Origin of the sequence: Nocardia sp. NPDC051756, from assembly GCF_040681495.1 — a bacterium.
Classification (GTDB): domain Bacteria; phylum Actinomycetota; class Actinomycetes; order Mycobacteriales; family Mycobacteriaceae; genus Nocardia.
In genome coordinates this window covers 85,672-107,665 of sequence record NZ_JBFAYV010000005.1, presented here as the reverse complement: position 1 = coordinate 107,665, position 21,994 = coordinate 85,672, and the positions used below count along the sequence as shown (strand labels likewise).

At 68.0% G+C, this 21,994-nt stretch carries 16 protein-coding genes; 3 read left to right on the top strand and 13 right to left on the bottom strand.

The annotated features are described in order from the left end of the window. The first annotated feature begins 58 nt into the window (after positions 1 to 58). Both AB0M22_RS22550 and AB0M22_RS22545 read left to right on the top strand, forming a co-directional pair. Positions 59 to 1,333, top strand: a complete 1,275-nt coding sequence (locus AB0M22_RS22550) for an MFS transporter (protein ID WP_364730072.1) — start codon at positions 59 to 61, stop codon at positions 1,331 to 1,333. Further along, a complete protein-coding gene (locus AB0M22_RS22545; RefSeq protein WP_364730070.1) occupies positions 1,330 to 3,075 on the top strand; it encodes a CocE/NonD family hydrolase in 1,746 nt (581 codons plus the stop codon). Before AB0M22_RS22550 ends, AB0M22_RS22545 begins: the two co-directional genes overlap by 4 nt. A gap of 94 nt (positions 3,076 to 3,169) precedes the next feature. On the opposite strand, the gene AB0M22_RS22540 is transcribed toward AB0M22_RS22545, so the two are convergent. Genes AB0M22_RS22540 through AB0M22_RS22520 form a run of 5 tightly spaced genes read right to left on the bottom strand, consistent with a single transcriptional unit; the run spans position 3,170 to position 12,828 of the window. Beyond that, on the bottom strand, positions 3,170 to 9,154 hold the full coding sequence (locus tag AB0M22_RS22540; RefSeq protein WP_364730067.1) for an SDR family NAD(P)-dependent oxidoreductase: 5,985 nt from the start codon (positions 9,152 to 9,154) through the stop codon (positions 3,170 to 3,172). Continuing rightward, positions 9,147 to 10,187, bottom strand: a complete 1,041-nt coding sequence (locus AB0M22_RS22535) for a serine hydrolase domain-containing protein (protein WP_364730064.1) — start codon at positions 10,185 to 10,187, stop codon at positions 9,147 to 9,149. Before AB0M22_RS22535 ends, AB0M22_RS22540 begins: the two co-directional genes overlap by 8 nt. Before the next feature lie 14 nt (positions 10,188 to 10,201). Continuing rightward, positions 10,202 to 11,008, bottom strand: a complete 807-nt coding sequence (locus AB0M22_RS22530) for an ESX secretion-associated protein EspG (protein WP_364730061.1) — start codon at positions 11,006 to 11,008, stop codon at positions 10,202 to 10,204. Continuing rightward, positions 11,005 to 12,402, bottom strand: a complete 1,398-nt coding sequence (locus tag AB0M22_RS22525) for a hypothetical protein (protein WP_364730058.1) — start codon at positions 12,400 to 12,402, stop codon at positions 11,005 to 11,007. Before AB0M22_RS22525 ends, AB0M22_RS22530 begins: the two co-directional genes overlap by 4 nt. 27 nt (positions 12,403 to 12,429) lie before the next feature. Next, positions 12,430 to 12,828, bottom strand: coding sequence for a hypothetical protein (locus AB0M22_RS22520; protein WP_364730055.1), 399 nt, complete (start codon positions 12,826 to 12,828; stop codon positions 12,430 to 12,432). Between the two features lie 277 nt (positions 12,829 to 13,105). On the opposite strand from AB0M22_RS22520, the gene mug reads away from it, so the two are divergent. Beyond that, positions 13,106 to 13,729 carry a G/U mismatch-specific DNA glycosylase gene (gene mug / locus AB0M22_RS22515; protein WP_364730052.1) on the top strand — a complete coding sequence of 208 codons (624 nt, stop codon included), beginning with the start codon at positions 13,106 to 13,108 and terminating at the stop codon, positions 13,727 to 13,729. Here the strand turns inward: mug and AB0M22_RS22510 are convergent. The 8 genes from AB0M22_RS22510 to AB0M22_RS22475 all read right to left on the bottom strand — a co-directional run. Next, the gene (locus tag AB0M22_RS22510; protein ID WP_364730049.1) at positions 13,649 to 14,335 is read right to left on the bottom strand and encodes a DUF4232 domain-containing protein; all 687 of its coding nucleotides are present in this window, start codon (positions 14,333 to 14,335) and stop codon (positions 13,649 to 13,651) included. The genes mug and AB0M22_RS22510 overlap by 81 nt on opposite strands. Positions 14,336 to 14,640: 305 nt before the next feature. Next, positions 14,641 to 15,990 carry a carotenoid oxygenase family protein gene (locus AB0M22_RS22505; protein ID WP_364730046.1) on the bottom strand — a complete coding sequence of 450 codons (1,350 nt, stop codon included), beginning with the start codon at positions 15,988 to 15,990 and terminating at the stop codon, positions 14,641 to 14,643. A 91-nt stretch (positions 15,991 to 16,081) separates the two neighbouring features. After that, complete coding sequence (locus AB0M22_RS22500; protein WP_364730044.1) at positions 16,082 to 17,230, bottom strand: aminotransferase class V-fold PLP-dependent enzyme; 1,149 nt, start codon at positions 17,228 to 17,230, stop codon at positions 16,082 to 16,084. Then, a complete protein-coding gene (locus tag AB0M22_RS22495; RefSeq protein ID WP_364730041.1) occupies positions 17,227 to 18,051 on the bottom strand; it encodes an amino acid ABC transporter ATP-binding protein in 825 nt (274 codons plus the stop codon). Before AB0M22_RS22495 ends, AB0M22_RS22500 begins: the two co-directional genes overlap by 4 nt. Next, positions 18,048 to 18,989: an amino acid ABC transporter permease gene (locus AB0M22_RS22490; RefSeq protein ID WP_364730039.1), complete on the bottom strand. Its 942-nt coding sequence runs from the start codon at positions 18,987 to 18,989 to the stop codon at positions 18,048 to 18,050. Before AB0M22_RS22490 ends, AB0M22_RS22495 begins: the two co-directional genes overlap by 4 nt. Continuing rightward, a complete protein-coding gene (locus AB0M22_RS22485) occupies positions 18,979 to 19,923 on the bottom strand; it encodes an ABC transporter substrate-binding protein (RefSeq protein ID WP_364730036.1) in 945 nt (314 codons plus the stop codon). The genes AB0M22_RS22490 and AB0M22_RS22485 overlap by 11 nt, the downstream gene beginning before the upstream one ends. Next, complete coding sequence (locus tag AB0M22_RS22480) at positions 19,920 to 20,915, bottom strand: LacI family DNA-binding transcriptional regulator (RefSeq protein WP_364730033.1); 996 nt, start codon at positions 20,913 to 20,915, stop codon at positions 19,920 to 19,922. Before AB0M22_RS22480 ends, AB0M22_RS22485 begins: the two co-directional genes overlap by 4 nt. Before the next feature lie 850 nt (positions 20,916 to 21,765). Then, a partial coding sequence (locus AB0M22_RS22475) for a hypothetical protein (RefSeq protein ID WP_364730030.1) occupies positions 21,766 to 21,994 on the bottom strand: 229 nt, incomplete at its 5' end.

Sequence of the window (21,994 nt, the reverse complement as noted above, 5' to 3'; positions counted from 1 at the left end):
CGGCCGCGCAGAAAACGCACCAGCACTACCCATGATCATTTTGCTTCAGGAGTTTCCTATGTCCCCCTTCGACCATGCCGAGGCCTCGGCCACGCGGGCGCCGACCGGCCAACCGATTCCGGCCACACTGAGCGGCCGAGTGCTCTTTCTCCTGCTCATCCTGGATCTCTCCTACTTCATCAACGCGATGGACCGGCAGGTCTTCGCGATCCTGCTGCCGGACATCAAGGCGACCTACGGTCTCACCGGCGGGCAGGCCGGCGTCATCGCGACCATCTTCACCCTCGGCATGGGGCTGGCCGGCATTCCGGCCGGATATCTCGCGGACCGATTCGGCCGCAAACGCATCATCCTCGGCAGTCTGGTCATCTTCTCGGTCAGCTGCGCTCTGCAAGCGGTGGCCGTCGGTATCGCCGACATGACCCTGTGGCGCGTGCTTTCCGGAGTCGGCGAAGGAATGCAGAATGCCGCGCTCTTCGCCGCGGTCGGCGCCTATTTCAGCCGGCACCGCGGGTTCGCGATCGGTTCGATCAACGCGGCATTCGGCCTGGGCGCGTTCACCGGGCCGCTGCTCGGCGGCGCCCTGTTGTCCGCGACCGGCGACTGGCGGACACCCTTGATCGTCTTCGGCGGAATCGGCGTGGTCATCATCATTCTGGTTCTGCTGCTGGTACCCGAGTCGGTTACCGAGGTCGGACGCAAGCAGCAACCGAGTGTCGCGCCGACGATCGCCGGTGACGCCGTGCGCTTTCTGAATCGTCGCGTGGTGTGTGCCGGAATCGGCGCTGCGGCCGGTGGTTTCACCATCTACGGATACCTCGGCCTGTACCCGACGTATCTGCGTGAGGCGCACGGGTTCACGGCTGCGCAGGCGGGCTGGGCGGCCAGCATGTTCGGCATCGGCGCACTGGGCGCGCTCGTCGGCGGCGCGGTCGCGGACCGTGTCGATCAGCGCCTGCTCAATGTGGGCGGTTTTCTCGGCATCATGATCTTGGGCGTCGCCATCTTCGGCTTCGCCACTCCGCTCCCGGTGCAAATGGTGCTCTCCTTGCTCCTCGGCATTTCCTTCACCGGCATCGTCTACACGAATACCAGCGCGCTGATGCAACGCTCGGTGGACGTCAGATACCTCGGACGGGTGAGCGGACTTTTCGTCGCGGCGATGTATATTCCCGCCGCCGCGTCCGGATATTTCTTCGCCCATATGCGGGACAGTTTCGGCTGGCAGACCGCCGGGATAATCCAACTGACGGTAATTCCCGTCATCGGCTTGGCCGCCATGGCGGCGATGGGCCGGACACCCATTGTGTTTTCACAGAAAGGTTTGTCATGACCGAACAATACGCACCGAAAAGTGAGCTGCGCGACGGCATGCGCGTCGATTGGGACGTGCGGATCACGATGGGCGACGGCCTCACCCTGGCCGCGGACATCTTCCGCCCAGACGACGACCAGCCACACCCTGTGCTGCTCGCCGCCAGCCCCTACGGCAAGGGACTGCCGTTCGCGGTGGGCTATGCCAGTCAGCTGAAGAGCCTGCTCGACGAGCATCCGGAGGTCGCCGAGCATTCCACCAACGCCTACCAGGTATGGGAATATCCGGACCCCGAACGCTGGGTGCCCGCGGGCTATGTCTGCGTTCGCATCGACACCCGCGGCGCCGGCGGCAGCGAAGGCGCTATCGACTTCTTCTCGCCGCAGGAAACGCAGGACCTCTACGAATGCATCGAGTGGGCGGCCGCGCAGCCGTGGAGCACCGGCAAGATCGGCCTGCTCGGCATCTCGTACCTGGCCAGCAATCAGTGGCAGGTGGCCGAACTCGCGCCGCCGCATCTGGCCGCGATCTGCCCGTGGGAAGGCGCCTCCGACTACTACCGCGAGTACACCCACCACGGCGGCATCCCCTCCGAATTCCTGCCCAGCTGGATGCCGTACCAGGTCAAGAGCGTCCAGCACGGCCGCGCCGACGCCGAAATCAACCCGCACACCGGTCGCCGCGTCTCCGGGCTGCCGATCCGAACGGACGAAGAACTCGCGGAGAACGCGATCGCCATCGGTGACGTGATTCGGGAGAACCCGACGGTCAACAGTTACTACCAGGATCGTTCCGCGGTGCTGGAGAAGATCACCGTTCCGGTCCTGTCCGCGTCGAACTGGGGCGGGATGGGGCTGCATTCACGCGGAAACTTCGAGGCCTTCACCCGAGTCGGTTCCGAACAGAAGTGGCTGGAAGTGCACGGGTTGGAGCACTGGACCGAGTTCTACACGAATTACGGACTCGACCTGCAACGGCAGTTCTTCGACCATTTCCTCAAGGGGGAGGACAACGGCTGGGACGCCAAGCCCCCGGTCCAGCTCAAGGTGCGCACCCCGGACGACTTCTTCGTCCGCGCGGAGAACGAGTGGCCGCTGGCCCGGACCGAATGGACGCGCTGCTACCTCGATATCGATTCCGGGTCGATCACCCCCGACGTCCCCTCGACGGATCAGCGCGTGACGTTCGAGGCACGCTCGGCCGGGGTCATGTTCAAACTGCCGGTCCTCGAAGAAGAACTGGAACTCACCGGACCGGCCGCGCTGAAGTTGTTCGTCTCGTCGACGACCACCGACGCGGACCTGTTCGTCACCCTGCATCTCTTCGATCCCACCGGCACCGAGGTCCTGTTCCCCACGGCCTTCGAACCGCACGGACCCCTCGCCCAGGGATGGCTGCGCCTGTCACAGCGCACCCTCGATGCCGACCGTTCCCTGCCGTACCGCCCGTGGCACGCGCATACCGAAGCGGCCCAAGTGAATCCAGGAACCGCGTACGAAGCCGACGTCGAAATCTGGCCCTTCTCGATCGTCGCCCCGGCCGGCTACCAGATCGGACTATCGGTGCGCGGCCAGGACTACACCCACGGCCTACCCGGCAAACAAGAGTCCGCCTACGGCCGCGAACTCCTCGGCAGCGGCGCGTACTGGCACGAACTGCCGGGCGACCGCGACAACCCGGCCTTCGCCGGTCAGACAACCCTCACCGGAACAGCCGACCAGCGCCCATACGTCCTGCTGCCCTTCATTCCCCGCACGTAACTCACCGCCACACTGGTTCCGGCTACCCCCGAAGGCGTTTATCGCGGGGTAGCCGGAACCACGGCCGCAGGTACGACTGCTCGACCCGCGCTGATCATTCCAGTGCCGTGTAGAGGTGATCGGTCAGGGTTGCGGCGGTGGGGTATTCGAAGACGATCGTGGTGGGTAGGGAGATGCCGAGGGCGGCGCGTAGGCGGTTGCGGAACTCTACGGCGCCGAGGGAGTCGAAGCCGAGGTCTTTGAAGGACTGGTCGATGCCGATGGCGGCGGGGCCGTCGTAGCCGAGCACCGCGGCGGCGGTGGAGCGGACGAGGGCGAGCACCTGCTCGCGGCGTTGGGTGGGATCGAGTCCGGCGAGGCGGCCGAGGGTGGGCACGCCCGGCGTGCCGCCTGCCTTCGGCGCGGCCCGCACCAGGCCGCGAGCCAGCGCGGGCAGGATCTCGCCCGACTGCATGGCGGCGATGTTCAGCCGGGCGGGCAGCACGAAGGGGCGGCCGAGCCCGATGGCCTCGTCGAACAGGTCGAGGGCCTCGGCCGACGACATCGCGACGAGCCCGCCGCGGGTCACCCGCGTCCGATCCTGCTCGCGGAGATGCCCGGTCATGCCGGTCGCCGCGGCCCAGAAGCCGAAGCCGAGCGAGACGGCGGGCAGGCCGAGCTGGCCTCGGTGCGCGGCGAGCGCGTCGAGGAACGTGTTGGCCGCGGCATAGTTCGCCTGACCGGCCGGGCCGATGACGCCCGCGATCGAGGAGCACAGGACGAACATCGACAGCTCCGCCGCGGCGGTCGCCTCGTGCAGATTCCAGGCAGCGTCGACCTTCGGCCGGAGCACGGTCTCGAGCTGCTGCGGGGTCACCGTGTCGAGCACCGCGTCGTCGAGGACGCCCGCGGCGTGGATCACGCCGGTCAACGGCGGGTCGATCTGCGCGATCGCCGCCCGCAACGAATCACGCTGCGCGACATCGCATGCCACGATCTGCACGGCCGCCCCGAGCGCGCTGAGCTCACCGTGCAGTTGTGCCGCGCCGGGGGTCTCGAGGCCACGGCGGCTGAGCAGCACGAGGTTTCGGACCCCGTGCCGGCTCACCAGGTGCCGCGCGAGCAGCGCGCCGATGGCACCGGTGCCGCCGGTGATCAGCACGGTGCCCGTCCGCGGCGGTTCGGCCGGGATCGTGAGCGCCAGCTTGCCGATGTGCCGCGCGTGACCGAGGTAGCGCAGCGCTTCCGGCGCACGGCGGATGTCCCAGCTGCCGACCGGCAACGGCCGCAAGACCCCGGATTCGAACATCGCGGCGATATCGGCCAGCGCCTGCTGGATCCGCTCGACGCCGACGTCGAGCACGTCGAAGGCCTGGTATGTCACGCCGGGGTGCGTCGCCGCGACGGCCGCCGCGTCGCGGAGGTCGGTCTTGCCCAGCTCGATGAACCGGCCGCCGCGGGGCAGCAATCGCAGTGACGCGTCGACGAAATCGCCTGCGAGCGAGTCGAGTACGACATCCACGCCGGCCCCGGCGGTGGTCGCGAGGAAGGCGTGCTCGAACTCGAGCGTGCGCGAGTCGCCGATGTGGGCGTCGTCGAATCCGAGCGCCCGCAACGCGTGCTGCTTGCCCGGGCTCGCCGTGACGAAGAGTTCCGCGCCCCAATGCCGCGCCAGCGCGATCGCGGCGAGGCCGACCCCGCCGGTCGCCGCATGCACCAGTAACCGCTCGCCCGGCACCAGTCGCGCCAGGTCACGCAGGGCGAGATAGACGGTGAGGAACACCGCGGGCGTGGTGGCGGCCTCGGCGAACGACAGGCCCGCCGGAATCGGCACCACCAGCCGGTGATCGACGATCGCGGTCGAGGCGATCGGACCCAGCAGTCCCATCACCCGGTCGCCCGGCGCGAGCGTCGTGACGTCGGCGGCGACCTCGACCACGACACCGGCTCCGTCGGCGCCGATCTCGGCGTGGACGTCGGCGCGGGCCTCGTCGTACATGCCGAGCGCGATCACGACGTCGCGGAAGTTCAGCCCCGCCGCGCGCACCGCGATCCGGACCTCGCCGTCCCGCAGCGCCCGGTCCGCCTCTTCCGGTGCATCCAGGCGCAGGTTGGCCGACTGCAGCGTGCCGGTACCGGCGGTCCGCAACTGCCACGGCCCGGCCTCGAGCAATTCGGGTTCGTCGACCATGTCGACACGGGCGCGAACCAGCCTGGGCGCGTAAGTGTTTCCGCGTCGGTACGCGAGCTGTGGTTCGTCGCCGGCCAACGCCGCCGCGATCGCCGCGCGGCGGTGGACCCAATCGTCGACATCCACGAGCACGATGCGCCCCGGGTGCTCGTTCTGCGCCGCCCGCAGCAGCCCCCACACCGGCGCGTGCACCAGATCTTCCACGTCCTCGCCGCTGTGCACCGCGACCGCCCGGCAGGTGACAACGACGAGCGTGGTGTCGTCCTCGCGGGCCAGCCACCGCTGGATCTGCTCGAGCACCTCGGCGAGCCGCGCGTGCACGACCCGGGGGAGATCACCGTCGGTCACCGGCGTCGTCCGGCAGCGTAACACCTTGGCCGACTGGCCGATTCGTGCCGAACCGGATTCCGGGAGCGCGACCGGAACCCAATCGATCCCATACACCGGCGCACCTGCCAGCTGCCGTCGATCGATCGACCGGAACGTGAGCGTATCGATCGCGGCGACCACGGATCCGGCGGTGTCGAACAGCGTCACCGTCGCGCGATCGTCGGCCTGCATCGCCACGTGCGCCCGCAGCGCGGTCGCGCCGACCGCATACAGCTCGACGCCCTCCCAGGCGAACGGCACTGTCACCCTGCCGGTTTCGCGGGTGGCGAACGGTTCGATCAACATGTGCAACGCGGCATCGAGCAGCGCCGGATGCAGGCCGAAGCCCGCCGTGCCGGACGGGAGCGGCACCACGACGTCGGCGAAGAACTCCGCGTCCCGCACCCACGCGGCACGCAGCCCGCGAAACGCCGGGCCGTATTCGTAGCCGTGGGCCGCGCAGCGTTCGTAGAACTCGGCGATGTCGACCGGCGTCGCGTCCGTCGGCGGCCAGGCCGGGACAACCGCCGGTGAAACCGAGCGAGGGCGGGGCGACACTGCGCCGGCGGCGTGCAGCGTCCACCGCGCCGAATCGTCGGTGCGCGTGTAGCACCGGACCGCCCGCCTGCCTGAGGATTCGGGCAGGCCGACGATTGTTTGGAGTTGCACCGCATCGGTTTCGGCGATGGCGAGCGGCGCGTGCAGAACCAGCTCGGAAAGCCGTGGGCAGCCGACCCGCGCGCCGACCGACAGGACGAGCTCGACCATCGCCACACCCGGGAACAGGACCGTTCCGGCGACGGTGTGCTCGGCGAGCCAGGGCTGGCGGTCGACGGACACCGCACCGGCGAACGTCACCTCGCCCGACTCCGGGTGCTCGACTACCGCATCGATGAACGGGTGCACGGCGCCGGCCCCGCCGTCGTCGGGCGCGAGCCAGAATCGCTGGTGCTGGAACGGATACACCGGCAGGTCGACTCGTTGTGGTTGCAGCCCTTGGAGATAGGTCCGCCACGAGGGGACCACGTGCGCCGCGGAGAGCAGGAAGCGGCGCAGACCACCCTGGTCGCGCCGCAGGGTCTCGACGACCGTCACCTGGTCGGTGTCGAGCGTTTCCTCGATGCCGACGGTCAGCACCGGGTGCGGGCTCACCTCGACGAAGGTGCGGTACCCGTGCTGGTAGGCGGAGCGCACCGCCGCCTCGAATCGCACCGGCTGCCTGAGGTTTTCGAACCAGTACCCGGCGTCGATCGCGGCCGGCTCGAGCGGGCCGCCGGTGACCGTCGAGAAGAACGGTACCGGCACCTGTTCCGCGGCGGCCGGGCCGATTCCGGCGAGGGTCGACCGCAACTCGGCGCCGATCACATCGACCTGGGCGGAGTGCGCGGCGTAGTTCACCGGAATCCGTTTGATCCGAAGGTCATTGGCCTCGCCGTGCTCGATCAGTTCCGCGATCGCGGCCGCCTCGCCGGACACCACGGTCGCCCGCGGTCCGTTGAACGCCGCGACACTCAGGCGGCCGGGCCACTTTTCGAGCAGGATGCCGACGTCGTCGACCGGTTGCGGAATCGAGACCATGCCGCCGCGGCCCGCGATCGCGACGAGCGCGCGGCTGCGGACGACGACGACCCGTGCGGCGTCGGCCAGCGACAGCACCCCGGCGAGGTAGGCGGCCGCGATCTCGCCCTGTGAATGACCGACCACCGCGGCCGGTTCGACGCCGATCGACCGCCACAGGCGGGCCAGCGAGGTCATCACGGCGAACAGCACCGGCTGCACCACATCGACGCGATCGAGGCCGGGTGCACCCGGTCGACCCCGCAGCACGTCGAGCAGTGACCAGTCGACCAGGTCGGCGAACACGGCGGCGCAGTCGTCGATGTGCTCGGCGAAAGCCGGTGCGGTGTCCAGCAATTCGGTCGCCATCCCCACCCACTGCGACCCTTGACCGGGGAACACGAACACGGCGCTCCCGCTCGGCCCGCCGGTGGTGACGACGTTCTCGGCGGCGCGCCCCTCGGCGAGCGCGGTCAGCCCCGAGCGCAGTTCGTCGCCGCCCGCGCCGACGACGACGGCCCGGCGGTCGAGGCTTGCCCGGCCGGTCGTCAGCGACCACGCTAGATCCACCGGCTCGTGATCCAGCACCGTCAACAACCGGGAAGCCTGCTCCGCCAACGCCTTTCCGGTCTTCGCCGACAGCGCGAGCGGAACCACGACGGGCGGGCCTTGCCGCTTCGCGGTCGCGGGTCCGGCCGGCGCCTGTTCGAGGATCACATGAGCGTTGGTGCCGCTGATGCCGAACGCCGAGACACCCGCGCGCCGAACGGGGGAGTCCGACGGCCATTCGGTCGGCTCGGCGACGACCCGCACCGTTCCGGTCGACCAGTCCACCGCGCTGGTCAACCGATCGGCAAGCAGCGTCGGCGGAACCGTCCCGTGCCGCATGGCCTCGACCATCTTGATCACCCCGGCGACGCCCGCCGCGGTCTGCGCGTGACCGATGTTCGACTTCACCGACCCGACCAGCAACGGCGTTGCGGCCGTGCGTGTTTCGCCGTAGGTCGCGATCAGGGCGGCCGCCTCGATCGGGTCGCCGACCGTCGTTCCGGTGCCGTGCGCCTCCACGACGTCGATGTCGGCGGGCGTGAGCCCGGCATCGGCCAGCGCCTTGCGAATGACCCGTTCCTGCGCGGGGCCGCTCGGCACCGTCAGCCCGCTCGACGTGCCGTCCTGATTGATCGCCGATCCGCGCAGCAGCGCGAGCACCGGATGATCGTGCCGACGAGCGTCGGAAAGTCGTTCCAGGACAAGCACGCCCACGCCCTCGCCGATCCCGAAGCCGTCGGCCGCGGCCGAGAACGGCTTGCACCGGCCGTCTTCGGCGAGCGCGCCGAGCTCGGCCAGCTCGATGATGGCACTCGGCGAGCTCAGCACCGTCGCCCCGCCGGCCAGCGCGAGCGTGCAGTCGCCGGTCCGCAAGCCTTGTGCCGCAAGGTGTATCGCGACCAGCGAGGAGGAGCACGCCGTGTCCATGCTGATCGCCGGACCCGACAGCCCGAGGGCGTACGCGATCCGCCCGGACGCGACGGCGGGCGCGGTGCCCGTGGTGAGGTGGCCCGCCAATCCCATGCCCTCGGCGGCGACCCGACCGCCGTAATCCAGTGCGGCGACGCCGAAATAGACCCCGGTTTCGGAGCCGGCGAGCGACAACGGATCGATGCCGCTGCGTTCCAGGGCTTCCCACGAAGTTTCGAGCAGCAGCCGCTGCTGTGGTTCCATCGCCAGCGCCTCGCTCGGGCCGATGCCGAACAATCCCGCGTCGAACGCGTCCGCCGCGTCGAGAAAGTTTCCGTGCCGCGAGGTGAGCGAGGCCGGGAGTCTGCTCCGATCCCAACCCCGGTCGGCCGGGAATTCCGAAGTGGCGCTGCGGCCTTCGGCCGCGAAGCGCCAGAGATCGGCCGACGAGGCGATGCCGCCCGGATATCGGCAACCGATGCCGACGATCGCGATCGGGTCGGCGGCGGGGACCGGCTCAGCCATCGACGAATCTCGGATACAGCGTCCGCATCAGCTCGAGCGCGATCTCCATGCTGATCGCGTCCACGTTCGCGGACATGTTGGTGACGACCGCGATCGACGCGTCCTCGGCGGGATAGCGGTACACCGCGCACGACGAACCGGGCATGACGCTGTTGTGGCCGAGCAGCGCGCCGAGGCGCTGCACCCCGAGCCCGTATCGATGAAAGGCGCGGCGGCGGTCCAGGTGGATCGGCGTCAATCGCGCACGCTGCGACTCGGGGGACAGCAGCGTGCCCTCGGCCAGCTCGCGCACCCAGATCAGCAGGTCGTCGACCGTGGAGATCATCCCGCCGGTCGTCCACAGGACATTGGGGTTCATGTCGCCGAGCTCGCGCAGCGTGCGGCCGTCGGGCAGGCGGGTGTAGATCGTCGGACGCGGATCGGGAAGTGCTGCGGCCGAGGGGAATTCGGTGGCGGTCAAGCCGGGCAGCGCGGCGACCACATCGCCGTTGAGCACGTCGGCGGCGCGTTCGCCGGTCACCTGCTCGAGCACGAGGCCGAGCAGAATGTAGTTGCTGTCGCAGTAGTCGGCCTTCGCCCCCGGCGCGAAAGTCGCAGGCCCGCTGCGCATCAGGTCGACCTTGCGCTCCTGCGGCCAGTCCGCGTCGGCGGTGTCGAAGGACAGCTCGTCGCGCGTCGGCAGCCAGTCCGGCAGGCCGACGAAGTTGGCGACGCCGGAGGACATATTGAGCAGCTGCTCGATCGTGATGCGCTCACCGTTCGGGATCCCGGGGACGAACGATTCGAGCGTGTCGTCGAAACCGAGTCGCCCCCGGTCGATCTGGCGCAGAACAGCCGTCGCGGTGAACGACTTCGTGACGCACCCGATGCGATAGTGGTCGCCGATCCGGAACGGCTCGCCGGTGCTCAGGTCCGAGACGCCGAGCGCCAGCTCCCACCGCTGATCACCCACTTCGACGACCGCCCCGAGCCCCGGCAGCCGGTGCTCGTAGAACTGCGTCTCGAGGACGAAATCGAGTGTGTCACAGGCCATCTCGTCCAGCATGCTCAGACGACTCGGAATTCGCGTTCGGTAGGCCGGTTCTCCCGGATCCGCCGGACCAGTTCGACGACTCGCTGGTTGACCAGCCGCTCGAACGCGTTGTCGTCCACCGGTATCGCGACCGGATTCGGCCTCGGCTCGATGACGTAGCGGCCGTCGTCGACGAGGTCGCGCCAGCGCAGCAGATAGCCACGGCGGTCTTGGATCCAGTGCACCGCGCTGCCCGGCTCGACCTTCAGCTCGCCGAGCTGGCTCGCCTTCGCGTTGCGCCAGCGGTCGGAGCGCTGCTCCGTCGAGTCGGCCGCCTCGAGCACCTGCGAGGAGCCGTAGCTGTAGTCCATGCCGTCCGGCTTCTCCGAGAGGATCGGGATTTCGCCGCGCCTACCGGGTCCGACCTTGGGCAGCTGGTCGATCACGGCCTTCGCCAGTCCGGGGACATCGGTCTCGTAGACATGGATGTCCCCGCCGCGCTCGACGGTCTCGCCGGGCTCCTGGACCAGGACCACGGCGAACCCTTCGCGCCGCAGCCCGACCACGCGCGTCACCGCCGCCGTGTCCGTCTCGTCGTCGGGCGCCTCGCCCGCCGCCCAGATGACGATGTCGGGCTTGACCACGGCCTCCCACAGCTGTTGCGCGTCCTCCGGAAGAATCGCCAGAAGCCGTTCTGCGGTCGCCCTTTTCGCCTCGTAGTAGTCATGCTCGTACTGGTGCGTCGGCCAGTGCGTCAGCGGAAACGGCAGGCTGTCATCCGACATCAGCTCCCACAGCACGACGAGCTCGAGCGACGTCAGCCGCCCCCGGTGGACGGTCACCGCTCGACGACCGGCTTCGACGTCACCGGAGCGTCACCGATCGCCTCCTCGATGTGCTCGGTCGAATCGAGGTAGTCGGCGCGCTTGTGCTCCTTCTGCTGCCCCTGGGCGCCAGGGCCGGGGCCGGGGCCCATGCCCATTCCCGCATTGGACGCGAGACCGGCCCGTGCGCCGGTGGCGGCGCCGGTCGTCGTGGCCTCGGCGCGCGGGAACAGCTTGGACGCCTTGTCCAGATTCTGGTTGATACCAGTGGTTTTCGGTGCGCCACCGGGACCGGGGCCCGCGCCCTTGGACCCGGCGGTACCCATCGCCTTCTTCGCCTGCTCTTCCAGGTCCTTCAGGCTCGGGATACCGGGTAGGCCGGCCAGGCTCGCCTGCTGCGCGGCTTGCTGCGCCGCACTGGCCAGTTGCGACCCGATCTGCTGGGCGGCCTGCGAGAGCTGCTGGCCGATCTGCGACGCCACCTGCCCCGCTTGCTGGGCAGCCTGCTGAGCGGCCTGCTGCGCGGCTTGTTGCTGGGCCTGCTTCTGCTGTTCCAGGGCGCGCTGCTCCTGGTCCGCGCGCGCCTTCGTCATCTGGTCTTCGAGGGCCTTGCGCTGCAATTCGGCCTGCTGGCGCTGCTTTTCCGCCTGCTCCTGGAGCTTCTGCTGGTCCTGGAGCTGGCTCTTCTGCAGTCCGGGAGGTCCGGGCGGTCCAGGGGGCCCGGGCGGTCCCGGGGTCTGCTGCGGTGACCTGGGGTCCGGCAGCCCGGTCGTCACCGGTTGCGGCAGCGGGAAAGTCGGCATCGCCCCGTCCGCGGATTTCCCGCCGGGAACGAAGATCTGATTCATGACGTCGTTGGCCCGCTGCGTGAGCAACTGCTTCATCTGCGCGCGCGTCTGGTCGTTCTCGTAGTCGCCGGAGGTCTTGATGATCGACTGCCCGTTGACCAGGTTGCCCTTGGCGTCCGGAATGTTGTTTCGCGTGTTGTCCAGGACCTCCGCCGAGTAGTCCAGGCTGTGCGCGACCGCGTTGATGACCGTGGGCAGGGTCGAGAGTTGATCGGCGTAGCGCTGTACCGCCGCCGATGCGCTGCGACCGCCGCCGGAATCCCACGAGTCGTGGATCTTCGACTTCACCTCGTTGGAGAATTTACCGGCGAGTGCTTGCAGCGCGTTGCCATGATTGCGCCAATTCGTCGCCATTCCGCGCACCGAGGTGGAGTTGATCGAATCACGGTAGGCGACAAGGGTTTCCAGGGTCTTGCCGTAGGTTTCCCAGGCGATCTCGCCGGTCTCGGTCCCGACCTTGTCGTCGGTGCCCAGCACCGTACTCTTGGGTACGTTCCCGTCCTTCGGCTTGAACTCGTTCAGGTTGTACGACTTCGGCTTCCTCGGCGGTGGCGAGTCACCCATTGGCTACCTCCATGGACGGCTGGAATCCTACGACTTCTTCGGCCGGAAAACGTCCACCGCCGAATCGTATTGGGAAATCTCAGCGGTGGTGGCGTCTTCATTCCGCAGATAGGCCCGACCGGCTGCGATGAAGGTCTCCAGCATATCGTTGACGACCTCGCGGTGCTTCGTCAGCGCGTACTTCAGCGAGGAGTCACCATTGTTCGCGCGGTCGTTGTAGCGCTTGGCGAGGTCCGTCGCGTTCTGCAGGTTGGTGCCGAAGCCCTGGACGGTGGCGAGGTGGTCGGCATCGTTGATCGCCTTGTCGAGCTCGGTGATCATCTGACTGCACATCTTGGCGCAGTCCTGCGCGGCCTGCGGCTCCAGCCGGATGTAGTTGTCCTTGGCGGCCTTGGTCAGGCGGTCGAATTCGCTGGGGTCTGCCATCGATTGGTCCTTCTATGACGGAACACATGGAAACAGGGCGTCGGCACAGCGCCGCGGGCACATGCAGCTGTGGGCATGGAGGTTCGATACTCGACCGAACTTGGTGAACGCCACACCGATAGAACTCCCCACCCGACCTCGTCCGCACTGGTTTCGACATCATAACGGACCTCCGGTGCCCGTCCATAGCCAAGGTTTAAGGGGCAAGGCGGTTCGGCATGGGCCTCGCGGACGAGGGCGTGCTCGGCCATCACCTGGGCTGTGGGAGGGTGGGGGAATGGGTTCTGCTTCGTCAGCTCGGCCGTCGCCTGCGGACCTGGCCGCGGCGCAGGACAAGACGATTCCCGATGTGATCGGGCCCGGTTTGCGGGTGCTGTTCTGCGGAATCAATCCGGGCCTGTGGTCCGGGGCGACCGGGCAGCACTTCGCTCGTCCGGGCAATCGGTTCTGGCCGGCCTTGCATCGATCCGGCTTCACCCCGCGCCTCTTCCGGCCGGACGAACAGCACGAACTACTCGGGCTGGGCTTGGGCATCACGAATGTGGCCGCCCGCACGACCGCCAAGGCCGAGCAACTGACCGCCGACGAACTGCGCGCCGGCGGACGCGCCCTGGTCGAGCGGGTCGAGCACTACCAACCCCGAGTTCTGGCCGTACTCGGTATCGGCGCCTATCGCACAGCCTTCGGTCGCCCGCGCACCACGATCGGCCCCCAACCCGAGCGGATCGCCGACACCGCGCTCTGGGTGCTGCCCAACCCCAGCGGCCTCAACGCCCACTACACCCTTGACGCCCTCGCCGCGGAATTCCGCGCGCTGCGCCTACAGCGGCGTGATCGCCCGGACGACGAGCATGCGCTGGGGGCTCGGGCAGATCAGGCTGTCCCAAGGCAGCCAGAGTGATTCGGTGTTGTCGGGCGGGTAGACGCGCAGGGTGTTGGTGCGCACGGCGGCGCATTCGTTGATCTGCTTGGGGTAGGAGATGAACTCGAATTGCGCCGCACCGCCCGGCGCGAGCGTGACCGGGGCGGGCTGCGGCGCCCCTGCGCCCTGGTCCCGAACGGCGGGCTCGCCCACCGGGTCACCGGTGGGTCCGTTGGTTTGCGAGATACCCGGGAACCCTTGCAGGACACAGGTTCGCGAGGTGGAGTTGATGAACCTCAGGAACCAGGTCCCGCCCACCTGGCCGCCGATTCCCTTGTCCAGGCGGAGTTGGGCGGTCACGCATTTCGGCGGCGCGGTGTCGGCGGGAGTCGCCGGGTCCGGTGCGGCGGTTCTGGTCGCGGGCACGGCTGGGGGCTCAGGGACGGCGGTGGTTGCTGGGACGCCGCCGGGCTCGGGAACGCTGCCGCCGGGCTCGCTCGGTCGCCCCGGTTGGGTGGTCTGCTCGGTTTGTGCCGAAGGCAGCGGGGTTCGGGTCGCTTGAGGGGTTGTCGGCGAGTCGCAACCGCTGGCGGTGATGGCGACGCCGGCCGCGAAGCCGGCGACAAGCAGTGATTTGATTCGCATGAGATCCCCTCGAGTTCGATACTGCCACCATTTCGGTGTGCAAGCTGCACATCGATGTGCGGCAGTCGCCGTTACGGCACCCGTCGGCAAGGATTTGGGAAATCGGCTGCCGATCAACGAAGTTCGCCGTCTAGTTGCCCGATACTCCCTGCTCCCGGTGCCTCCGGTCGAAGTGTTAACGCCAGGCCGCGCGAACCGTGCCCCAGGAAGTGGGGGCCGCTGGAAGTGCCGAGTCGAGCAGGCGATCGTCGCGGGTATGCGGCGAACTTGCACCGCCGATCGCCGCGCGAACCGGCGATCGGGGGTCAGTGGTGGGGGATCCAGTTGCCGTGGAAACCGGTGGGGATGCGAACCGGCAGATGTATCTCGGCGAGCGGGTCGGCGGACGGATCGGCGGCGTCGAGGATCGCCAGGTAGCTGGTGGCGGTGGCGCGGTTGTGCACGAAGGTCATGAGATAGCCGTCGTCGCTCGCGGTTGCGCGCTCGCGCGGGACGAAAGTTGCCTCGCCGCAGGTGTGTCCGGGCGGCAGGCGATGGGTCTGACGCGAAATCCCTTCGGCGAGATCGTATTTGTAGATCGCCGAGTGGTCCGGTTCGGCCTCGAGCGAGAAGCTCGCGACATACCCGAAGCGGTGCCGTTGCCCGATCTCGGCGTCGGCGACTCGGGGATACTCGATCGCCGCGTCATCGAGGGCCTCCTCGGTGGCGGTGCCGGTCTCCAGATCCAGCCGCCAGCGGTGCAGATGCGGCAACCCGCCGCCGATGTCCTCGGTACCGTCCCGCCACAGGGTGCGTACCCGAGGGCCGGTGACCGTGATCGCGTGGCCGACCTCGAAGGCGTTCATGGTGTGCCACACGTAGCCGGGCTCGACGTCGAACCAGCGCACTTGTCCACCGTCCCTGGGCATTACGCCGAAGCGGGCACCGTGGTCGTCGTCCCATCGCCACGGCATCCCGGATACTGCCCGGACCGGATCGAAGACGACCGGAAGGTCCATGAAGATCGCGTAATGCTCGGTGATGGCGAAGTCGTGCATCATCGTCGCGCGGGGGATGGGCACCACGTGTGCCTGGAGCAGCTCCCCGGTCGCCGCGGCGCGGTAGTAGGTCAGGTAGGGCGGGCGTAGGCGGGTGCCGAAGAACAGCAGCTCGCCGGTCTTCGGGCAGATCTTCGGGTGGGCGGTCATGGGGGTAGCCAGGGCGTCGGCGAAGGTGAACGGCCCTACCGTCGCCAGTTCGGCGGTGATCTCGTACGGGAAGCCGCCTTCCTCGAGCGCCAGTAGCCGCCCCGCATGCGCGACCACGTGGGTATTCGCCGTGGTGACCCGGTAATCCAGTTTCCCGGTGTGCGGGTCGAAAGCCAGATCGAACCGGGACCTCCCCGGCTGCGCGAACAGGGGAGTCCGGACGTATCGGTTGCGGTACCAGCGCGCCCGCCCGTCTTGCAGCGCCACCGCGTGCACCATCCCGTCGCCGGCGAAGTAGTGCGGCGACCAACCCGTCTGCGGATTGGGACCGTTGCGCAGGTACATCCCGTCCAGCTCGGCGGGAATCGCACCGATCACCGCGGTCGGTGCCACCGTCACCTCTTCGGTGACCGGTGCGTTGTTTCCCGCGAGATGCAACGGCACCTCGGCGTTGTGCGTGGACGACATCGGCTGCTCCCGTTCGGCTGCGTAGACAGCCCCAGCATGCAGCGGCAATTCACGAAGAAACAGTCTTGTTCTTCGCGCTGCCGTCAGCCGGTCACCGCACGTCCGGTGTCCCCACCGCCCGTGACTCCCGGATCGTGGCGGTGACCGCGTCGATGGCGGCGTCGGTGGTTGTCGCGTGGACCGACAGCCGCACGGCGCCGGCGTGCACGGTGGCGGTGACGCCCCCGGCGGCCAGACGCTTGCCCAGTTGCGCCGGTGGGTGATCGGGCAGTGCGAAGGAGAGGATTCCGGCCCGGTTCGCGGGGTCGAGGGCGGAACGGATCATCGGGTCGAAGGGGAGTAGCGCTTCGTGTAGCGCGTCGAGGCGTTCGCCGACGCGGTGCTCGATCCAGGCCGGGCCGACGGATTCGACCAGTTCGAGCGCGGCGGCGAAGGCGGCATGGTCGACCGGGCTGAGATTGGTGAGCGAAAATCGCGCGGCACCGTGCGCGTGCGGGTGGATCAGCCCGTCATAGTGCGTGGGATCCACGGCGCCGGTCCATCCCGACAACAGCGGATCGACTCGTTCCAGCGCTCGATCCGACAGCGCGAGAAATCCGGTGCCCCAGCCGGCGCGCAGCCATTTCTGTCCACCGACCACCAGAATGTCGCACACCTCCCACGGTTGGGTGGTCACCCCGAAGCCCTGGATGCCGTCGACGATCAGCAGCCGATCGCCGATGACCTCCCGGATACCGGCGAGGTCGGCTCGATAGCCGGTGGCGAAGTCGACGGCGCTGACCGACACCGCCGCGGTCTCCGGCCGCAATTCCGCAGCGATCACGTCCGGCGTCATCCGGCCGCCGGGTGGGGTGAGCACGCGCAGCCGGATCCGACCGGCTTGATCGGCGCGCGCCAACGGATAGTGGTTGGCCGGAAAGTCGTTGCCGCTCACCAGAACCTCGCCGGCCGACGGCCCGGGCGGGATGGCGAAGGCCGCCTGGAACAGCCCGGTCGAGGTGTTCGGCACCAGCACCACGGACGAGGTCGCGAAGCCGGACAGCCGCGCCACGGCCCGGACGGCCCGGTCGGTCGCGTCCATCAGATCGTCGACCGTGTCCGGGCCCGCCATCGCACCGGACTGCATCGCCGCGGCGCTCGCGGCCACCACGGCCCGCGACGGGGGACCGTAGCGCGCGAAATCGAGATAGCCGGTGGTTTCGCAGAATTGGGCCAGATACGCGGCCCGCGGATCGGTCATTGGTGCACCCGCGCCAGGAATTGGCGGGTCCGGCTGTGTGTCGGATTGCCGATGACCTGCTCCGGCGGGCCGAGTTCGACGACGACCCCTTGGTCGATGAAAACCACCTGGTCCGCCACCTCCCGCGCGAAGGACATCTCATGGGTCACGACGATCATGGTCATGCCCGCCTTGGCGAGTTCGGTCATCACGCTGAGGACCTCGCCGACGAGTTCCGGATCGAGCGCGCTCGTCGGCTCGTCGAACAGGATCAGCTTGGGCTGCATGGCCAAGGCCCGGGCGATCGCCACCCGCTGCTGCTGTCCGCCGGACAGGCGGCCAGGGTATTCATCGACCTTGTCGGCCAGGCCCACCCGTTCGAGCAGGTCTTTCCCCTGCTGCCGGGCCTGTGCCTGCGGCATGCCCTTGACCTTGACCGGCCCCTCGATCACGTTCTCCAATGCCGTGCGATTCGGGAACAGATTGAACCGCTGGAACACCATGGCGATCTGGGCGCGTTGCTTGGCGATCTCGCGCTCGCGGAGCTCGTGCAGCCGGCCGTCGCGCAACCGAAACCCGATCGGGTCGCCATCGACCCAGATCTCCCCGGAATCCATCGATTCCAGATGGTTGATGCAGCGCAGAAACGTGCTCTTGCCCGCACCGGACGGACCGAGCAGTACCACGACCTGACCGCGCCGGACGACAAGATCGATGCCCTCGAGTACGTCGACGTCGCCGAACCGCTTGTGCACCGACACAGCTCTGACCAGAACGTCGGGGTCTTCTTGTGTGGCTGCGCTCGATGTCAGATCTGTTGTGCCCGTAGTTCGTTCGCTCATGGAGTGGTCCTGACCATCGGAGGGGTGCCGAGGGATCGCCCGATCCGCCGCCACGGTGTTCGGCTGCCGTTCGATCGGTCCGAAGCCGAGTACCTCCGTTCGAGGAAGTACTGCCCGACACTGGCCACGCTGACCACGACCATGTACCAGATCGCGACCGTGAACAGCGTCTCCATCGGATTCAGGCTGTGCGAGGTCAGGTTCTGCGCCGCCTTGATCAACTCCACGTAGCCGATGACCGACGCCATCGAGGTCCCCTTGAGCATGTTGATGAAGTCGTTGCCGGTCGGCGGGATGATCACGCGCATCGCCTGCGGCAGGATCACCCGGCGCAGCACGGTGGCGGGCGGCATGCCGATCGACTGGGCGGCCTCGACCTGCCCTTTGTCGACGCTGTTCAGCCCGGCCCGGACGATCTCGGCCATGTAGGCGCTTTCGTTCAGCCCGAGCCCGAGCAGCGCGGCGACGAACACCGTCATCAGGACATTCGACGACTGGTCGAGCACGGTGACGTCGACGAACGGGATCATGATCGTGATGCGCGGGAAGATGAACGCGAGATTGAACCAGAGCAGGATCTGCAGCAGCACGGGCAATCCGCGGAACAGCCAGATGTAGCCGCTGGCAAACCAGCGGGCCACCGGATTGCGGGAGGCCCGCATCAGCGCGATGACCACGCCGAGCACGATTGCCCCCGCCTGCGCGACGACCGCCAGGAGGATCGTATTGACCAGGCCCTCCAGGATGATGGGCTCGGTCAGCAGTGAGGGTATGGACGCATAGTCGATCTGGCCTTGCGACATCGCATATCCGAGCGCGCCGAGCAGGACCAGGATGAGCACGCCGGATATCCAGCGGCCCCAGTGCCGCAGGGGAACCTTCGGCAGCAGGGCGACCGCGGGCGGATCGTGGCGGGCCGTAGGGATATCAGCCTGCATTGACCGTGACCTGCTGGAGCGCGCCCGAGCTGATCTGCCAGGCCGCGAGGATCTTGGTGTAGGTCCCGTCATCGACGAGGGATTGCAGCGCCTTCTGCAAGGCCTGGGTCAGCGCCTTGTTGTCCTTGGCCAGGCCGATCCCGTACGGACCGCCGTTGAGCGGCGCCTGATCGACCGTCTCGAAGAACTTTCCGTCGCCGGCGGTACGGGAGATGTACGCCGCGGAAGGCAGGTCGTTGAGGATCACCGCGATGCGGCCGGACCGCAACTGCTGCTGGTTCTGCGAATCGCTGCTGGTGTCGGTGATGGTGAGGGCCGGCTTGCCCGCTGCCGTGCATTTCGCACTCTGCGACTTGGCGAACTCCTGCTGGCTTGTTCCGGTAACCACCGCAATAGCCTTGCCGCACAGGTCATCCACCGTGCGAATCTTCTCGGGGTTGCCCTTGGCCACCATCATGGTGATGCCCGAGGTGAAGTAGTCCACGAAGTCGATCTTCTGCTGGCGTTCCTTCGTGTCGTTCATGCCCGCGATGGTCGCGTCGATGCGCCCGGTCTGCAGACTGGTGATCAGCGAATCGAAGGACATGTCGCTGTAGGCGACGTCGAGGCCGAGCTTCTTCGCGGCGGCCGTGATGAGGTCGACCTCGAACCCGACGGCCTTCTTGCCGTCCGCGCCGTAGAAGTTGTTCGGCGGCGACTGCACATTCGAGCCGACCGAGAGCGTGCCCTTGCCCTTGATCGCCGCGGGCACCTCGCCGGCCAGGATCGGATCGCTCAGCACCGCGTTCACGATCGCGGAGTTGTCCGGGATCGCCGATCCGCCACCCGCCGAGCCCGCGGTGGACTCGCCGCCGCGGCAGCCCGTGGTCAACAGAATGCCGGCCAGCACGACCAGGGTTGAGTAGCGGCGCAGGCGCGCCGTGGGGTGGGTCACGGGATCTCCTTTGATCTGAGGTGCCCCGACTCCCTGACGATCAGTCGAGTCGGGACGACGACCTGACGCGGACTCTCGGTCCGCCCGCCGATGCGGTCGAAAAGCATCTCGGCCGCGCGCGCCCCCATCTGCTCGGCGTCCTGGGCGACCGTGGTGACGGCCGGGCTCAGCAGGTCGGCGAGGTCGAAATCGTCGAATCCGACGTAGGCGACCGACAATTCGGGAGCGGAACGCAGATGCCGGATGAGGGCGAGGGTGGCGCGGTTGTTTCCGGTGACCACGGCCGTGACCGGTTCGGGCCCGCCGGCCCACCGCTGCCAGATCTCGGCCTGACTGCTCGGTTTGTGCAAGCCCATGCCAACGAGGTTCGTCGCGTCCAGCCCGTGTTCACGGATGGCGGCGAGAAAACCGTCTCGACGACGGCCGGCCGTCCAGAACTGCTCGTCGTCGCCGAGGTAGGCGATCCTGCGATGGCCCGCGGCGGCGAGATGCGCCACGGCCAGACCCACGCCGCCTTCGTTGTCGGCGACCACCGAATCGAACTTCGCACTCGAACTCGGCCGGTCGACGAAGACGCACTTGGTTTCCGGTGCCAGCTCGGCTTCCAGCGCTACCTCACCGGCCAGACTGGCCGCGACGATCAGCCCGTCCACCCGGCGGGCGAGGAACGCGCTCGTGAGTTTCGCGGCGCGCGCGGAATCACCCTGCGCAGAGCCGGCCAGCAACAAGTAGTCCCGTTGCCGTGCCACCTGCTCGACGGCGGCCATGATGGTGCTGTAGAGGGGACCGGTCAGGTCCTCCATCACCAGGCCGATACTCGCGGTCGCGTTGCCCTGCCGCAGAATTCGCGCCCCGTCGTTCCGGCGAAAACCCAGATCGTCGATGGCCGACCGAACCCGTTGCGCTGTTTCCTCCCGAACCCCGGGCTCACCGTTCACCACGCGCGACACGGTCATCAGCGAGGCGCCGGAGCGGCGAGCCACATCCGCCATCGTCGGCCACCGACGCCGCTCACCCGGCGCCGCCGGACCGTCGCGGTCGGGGTCTGGTAACGTTACCATCGACCAAAGGTGACGTGCCGCAAGCGCTTTGTCAACCCCCCGAGCGCCTTCTGTTGACCGATCGGCCTACGGAACCTTCTCGATCAGTCTCATCACGCTGGTCAGGGTCGCGGCATAGTTGGGCTCGGTGGCGTAGTGGGCCGCGGCGACTTCGCGGGCGACGATTCAGCCACGCAAGTTCGCGGATGCTTCGGCCAGCGACCCCAGCCGAATCGGCGCGGAATATCGTTGTGCGTCAACCATGTGCGGGTGATGATGCCGCGCTCGACCAGGCCGCTGTGCCCATCCGCTCGGTCTCGGGATCCCAGGGCACCGTCGTGAGCCTGCGTGGCCGACGTGCCTTGCGGCCGGGCATTTTTTGCGACGCGCACCCGGAAATACCGCTGACCGGGTACTGACCGGTAGGCGCCCGGTCTGGTCCCGACCTTCCGCCGGTGGGACAACCCAGGTTCGCGAAGCAGCAGTCCCGCGGCCTCCGCGATGGGTAGGCGAGCACCCGTCGTGCATGCAGCGGAAGCACCTTCCGCCCGGCCTCCGCAGCTCGAACCGGGCGGCGGCGCCCATCATCGTCGCTGATTTCGCTACCCACATATCGCACGTCGCTCCGCCGATAATGCTGTCGACATCATCAGACCGCAGGTCAGGATTCAGAACAGAGGTCGATCGCTACCCGAATCGGACCGAATCTCAGGCGGTCGCTCGGTGCCGTAATCATTGCCTCTGCTTCAGCGACAGGATGGTTCTGAGAATCCGAGTGACGGGTGTTGGGTCAGGCCCGCGCTTATCCGACGGCGACGAGGTGGGACCAGTTGGGTGTTCCTGTGCTGGATTGTGTTTGGGTGAGGTGGCCGGCGCTGTCGATGTGGGTGATTGCGATGAGGCCGTCGTTGTCGCGGTAGAACACGAGGTTGTTGCCGACGGCGACGAGGTGGGACCAGTTGGGTGTTCCTGTGCTGGATTGTGTTTGGGTGAGGTGGCCGGCGCTGTCGATGTGGGTGATTGCGATGAGG